General features: G+C 46.1%; 4 protein-coding genes. 1 reads left to right on the forward strand and 3 read right to left on the reverse strand.

Going from position 1 to position 4,228, the window contains the following annotated elements; genetic code table 11:
* Window positions 1–106: 106 nt before the first annotated feature.
* From ACTRXG_RS16710 to ACTRXG_RS16720, 3 genes are all read right to left on the reverse strand, one after another.
* Window positions 107–1,540 carry a DUF2254 domain-containing protein gene (locus tag ACTRXG_RS16710; RefSeq protein WP_474263939.1) on the reverse strand — a complete coding sequence of 478 codons (1,434 nt, stop codon included), beginning with the start codon at window positions 1,538–1,540 and terminating at the stop codon, window positions 107–109.
* Between the two features lie 145 nt (window positions 1,541–1,685).
* Window positions 1,686–2,864: an aminotransferase gene (locus ACTRXG_RS16715; protein WP_474263941.1), complete on the reverse strand. Its 1,179-nt coding sequence runs from the start codon at window positions 2,862–2,864 to the stop codon at window positions 1,686–1,688.
* A complete protein-coding gene (locus ACTRXG_RS16720; protein ID WP_051143862.1) occupies window positions 2,861–3,304 on the reverse strand; it encodes an Lrp/AsnC family transcriptional regulator in 444 nt (147 codons plus the stop codon). Before ACTRXG_RS16720 ends, ACTRXG_RS16715 begins: the two co-directional genes overlap by 4 nt.
* A 278-nt stretch (window positions 3,305–3,582) precedes the next feature.
* On the opposite strand from ACTRXG_RS16720, the gene ACTRXG_RS16725 reads away from it, so the two are divergent.
* Window positions 3,583–4,206, forward strand: coding sequence for a cysteine hydrolase family protein (locus ACTRXG_RS16725; protein ID WP_474263943.1), 624 nt, complete (start codon window positions 3,583–3,585; stop codon window positions 4,204–4,206).
* The last annotated feature ends 22 nt before the right edge of the window (window positions 4,207–4,228 follow it).

Raw genomic sequence — 4,228 nt, forward strand, 5'->3', positions numbered from 1 at the left:
TTCTTTTTAGTATACGACCCTTCGGGGCGCTTGCCTACAAAAAAACTGTCGAGAAAGGAGACTTTCTCGACAGCCTGTAAAAAAAGCAGCCCGCGGGCTGCTTTTTTTATTCTTTATACTGACGTTCCGGAATATGTTTTTCCTGAATAACGCCGCGGTCAATGAAATCGCGCACAAAGCTTTGAAAAGATTCCTTATCCTCCGAGTTCTTTGCAAGAGCTTCAATATTGTTCACAAATTTCAGCTGGTCGTAATCGTATTTAAACTGGCCGGTAAATCCGCGTGCGATTACTTTCCCGTAATGCCAGCAGCAGTTTCTATCTTTCGTATTCAACGCTTTTGATAAAATCACCAGTGCTTCAAGCAGGCTGTTTGTAACAACCGGATCATTCTCAGAATACGAGGCGATGTGACTGAAGGCTGAATATACATAAAACGAGAATTCTTCATCCTGCATAATCAGGCGCAGCGTTTCATCTTCATCTGTTAAATATGGAGTGAATTTAGTCACTTTAGAAATCGAAAACAGCAGGTCCGTCAGCTGGTAAATAGCGTCCTGGGCGGTCATAGGTTCATCGTTTCCAATCGATTTGATCGCAATTTCAGTCAATTTCCGGATGCCGAATTCCAAATCCTGCACTTCCGTTTTGCTGTGTCCCAGGTATAAAAACTGGCGGAATTTCTGTTCATTGATCGCCATATCTGCGCTGCTGTCTGTTTTCCAGTATTTAAATAACGTAATTCCTTCCATGACAAAGTCACCGACGCGACGCTCCATTTGAATAACGATCCCGTCTTTTCTGGCTTCTCGTATCAGCTTGCCGAAATCCACCACCTGCAGAAAGCCGGTCCGTTCACTGGCCACTACATGAGCCCCGCCGTGTGTTTTTTCCCGGAAAACCCGATTTGGATCCTGCGGACGGTAAGGCTCAAGGTCATAGACGAGCGTATTCAAAATACGCAGCTGGGACTCTTCCTTCATGGAGGTGGTAATGCTTGATACCTGCATCCATCTCGTCGCGTGGTTGATAAACAAAATAAAATTAATGACAGAAATAGAGGTCATTACCACGCCGGAGATAGGGAAAATTACGTATTCACTCATGCTTGAATCAAGGAAGAAGAATACAAACAGCAGGAAAAAGAAACATAAATTAAAGATCCCGATCGAGTGCTGGGTTTTTCGGTCGGCAATAAAGTTAAACAGCACCCTTGGGGTAAACTGACCTGAAAAACTCGTCAGCACGACGAGTATCGAGTTAAAAGTGAAGGCGTTCAAGGTAAGTACGCCGGAGAGCATTGTGCTGTACATCGTCTGCGCCAGGCTGTATTCCGTCGAAAATACCGGCAGCGAATTGAAGGCGGGCTGCAGACCGAATTCCGCCCAGTAGGCCACCACGGAAAGCACGGCTGCGAGCATAATGTAAAGGGCCGGAAGCACCCACAAGCTCGAGCGTATTTCATACCACTGCTGGCGGTAGGACATGCTCATCATCTGCCGTATTTTTTTCGGCAGCATGCGTCGAATAGCATTTTTCAATAAATTCATCCTCTCTATACGAACCGAAAATACGTATGTAAATCCCTGTACCATTTTCCCTTCTGTTTATGTTTTAAACTGAAGGGAGTATATTCCAACTTTACATGAAAAAACCGGCAGAGAAAACCTGCCGGTCCGTGTTTTTTTACCCATGCCGGTCCATGAAGCGTTTGAACCGCTCCATGGCCTCTACAAGCGACTCCAGCGAAGTAGCATACGAGCAGCGGACGTGGCCTTCTCCACCTGAACCAAAGACTGTCCCCGGCACCACAGCCACCTGCTCCTCTGTCAGAAACGTCTCGGCAAATGTCTCAGCATCCATACCGAGCTTCTCAATCGAAGGGAACGCATAGAATGCGCCGAGCGGCGTGTGGCATTCGAGTCCCATCTCCGCAAATGTCTTCACTAAATAATTACGGCGCTGCCGGTAGCTTGCCACCATCTTCTCGACATCTGCGCGTCCGTTTTTCAACGCTTCAAGCGCTCCAAACTGGGCGGAGGTGGACGCACACATCATCGTATACTGATGAATTTTTAGCACTGCAGCCATAATATCTTTCGGGCCGCATACATATCCTACCCTCCAGCCTGTCATCGCAAAGGCTTTTGAAAAGCCCGAGATCAAAATTGTGCGCTCGAGCATGCCCGGAAACGCCGGAAGGCTTGCGTGCTCATAATCATAGCTGAGCTCGGCGTAAATTTCATCCGATACAGCCAGCAGGTCATAGTCCTTGATGACCTTTACGACCGGCTCGAGCTCTTCTTTTGACATGTGGGCTCCGGTCGGGTTGTTCGGGTATGAAAGAAGCACCGCTTTCGTTTTTGAAGTGATAAGGGCTTCAAGGTCTTCTGCATTGATTTTAAAGTCGTGCTTTTTCGTTGTTTCAAGTGGTACCGGCACTCCCCCGGCCATAGTAATAATCGGCGCATAGGAGACGAAGCATGGCTCAGCGACAATTACTTCATCCCCCGGATTAATAATTGCCCGAAAAGCCGCATCAATGCCTTCACTTGCTCCTACAGTAATCACAATATCCGATTCCGGATGATACGAGACACCAAAAGAGTTCTCGAGATAATATGAAACGGCTCTTCGAAGCTCAATCAATCCGGCATTCGCCGTATAGGAGGTAAAGCCCCTCTCCATCGATACAATGCTCGCTTCCCTTACATTCCACGGGGTGACAAAATCCGGTTCCCCCACCCCGAGGGAAATGACGTTATCCATCGTAGAAGCTAAATCAAAAAACCGGCGTATGCCTGAAGGCTTTAACTGCTGCACGGTTTCTGACAGTCTGTGCTGCTGTGTGGAGGAAGTATTCATGGCGAGACCATCATTCTGTGATCTTCATCGTCGTCGCCGAACACTACTCCGTCGTGTTTGTAGGTTTTCAGGCGGAAATGCGTCGTCGTGGAAATAACCGAATCAAGCGCAGACAGCTTTCCAGAAACAAACGAAGCGATTTCAGACATCGTTTTTCCTTCGATGACCACCTGAAGATCGTACGTACCAGACACCAGATACAGGGCTTTGACCTCCGGGAAACGATGAATCCGTTCTGCTACTTCATCAAACCCGACTCCCCGCTGCGGAGTGACTTTCACATCAATCATTGCCGTCACGCCGTCATGGTTATTGACTTTGCTCCAGTCCACGACAGTAGCGTATGTGACGATCACTTTGTTTTCCTCTAATTTTTTCAGCATCATTTCTACTTCTTCTTCTGTTTGATCTATTAGCTTGGCAATGGTTTTAATATCCATTCTGGCGTTCTGCTCTAATAAGTGCAGAATCTCTAACTCTTTTTCGTTCAAGGATGGCAGCCCCTTTCTCTCTCCTCAAAATTACATCTCCTGTGTACTATTGTACACTAAGAGAGGACACCAAACGACATGTCCTTCCTTTTTACAATATTTTTTGGATAGTATATAAAACATTATCAAGCTTTCCGCGAAAATTTTCAAACTGATTCGCCGCTGATTACAAAAAACTCTTTTAAAATTTATTCAAAAAAGGAATCAGTAAAAATGGAGGCGATAAAATGGCATCAGAAAAACCCCATGTAAACCAACAGTCCAGTGTGGCTTTTGTAGTTCTAGATATGATCAACGATTTGGATTTTCCGGACAGCGACGATTTACTTCCTCATGCTCTCGATGCAGCTGAAAATGTTAAAAACCTGAAGAAACAGGCGAAAGAAAAAGATATACCTGTTATTTATGTGAACGATAATTACGGACGCTGGCAGAGTAATTTCCCGGACCTGGTAGAATACTGCAGACGTGACGGAGTACCCGGCAAACCAGTAGTAGAAAAAATTCTACCTGACGACGATGACTATTATATACTCAAACCCCAGTTTTCCGGCTTTTTTGCTACTCCGCTGGAAATCCTGCTTAACTACCTGGGAGTCACGACAATTATATTCGCCGGCGTCGCCGGGAACATGTGCGTACACTTTACAGTAAACGATGCCTACATGCGCGGGTATAAACTAATGGTTCCCCAGGACTGCACCGCATCGAACAGTATGCAGGCCAATGAAGAAGCAATTAATTTAATGAGTAAGGTACTTGGTGCCGATACTAGGGACAGCAATGAATACGATCTGGAAAAAATCATTCAGGAAGCCCAGGAGCTTCCACAGCCGTCTCATTCTTCATAAACACGTAAAAGCTTCCGGGCTG

This window comes from Marinococcus sp. LNSP9103-4 (genome assembly GCF_056034345.1).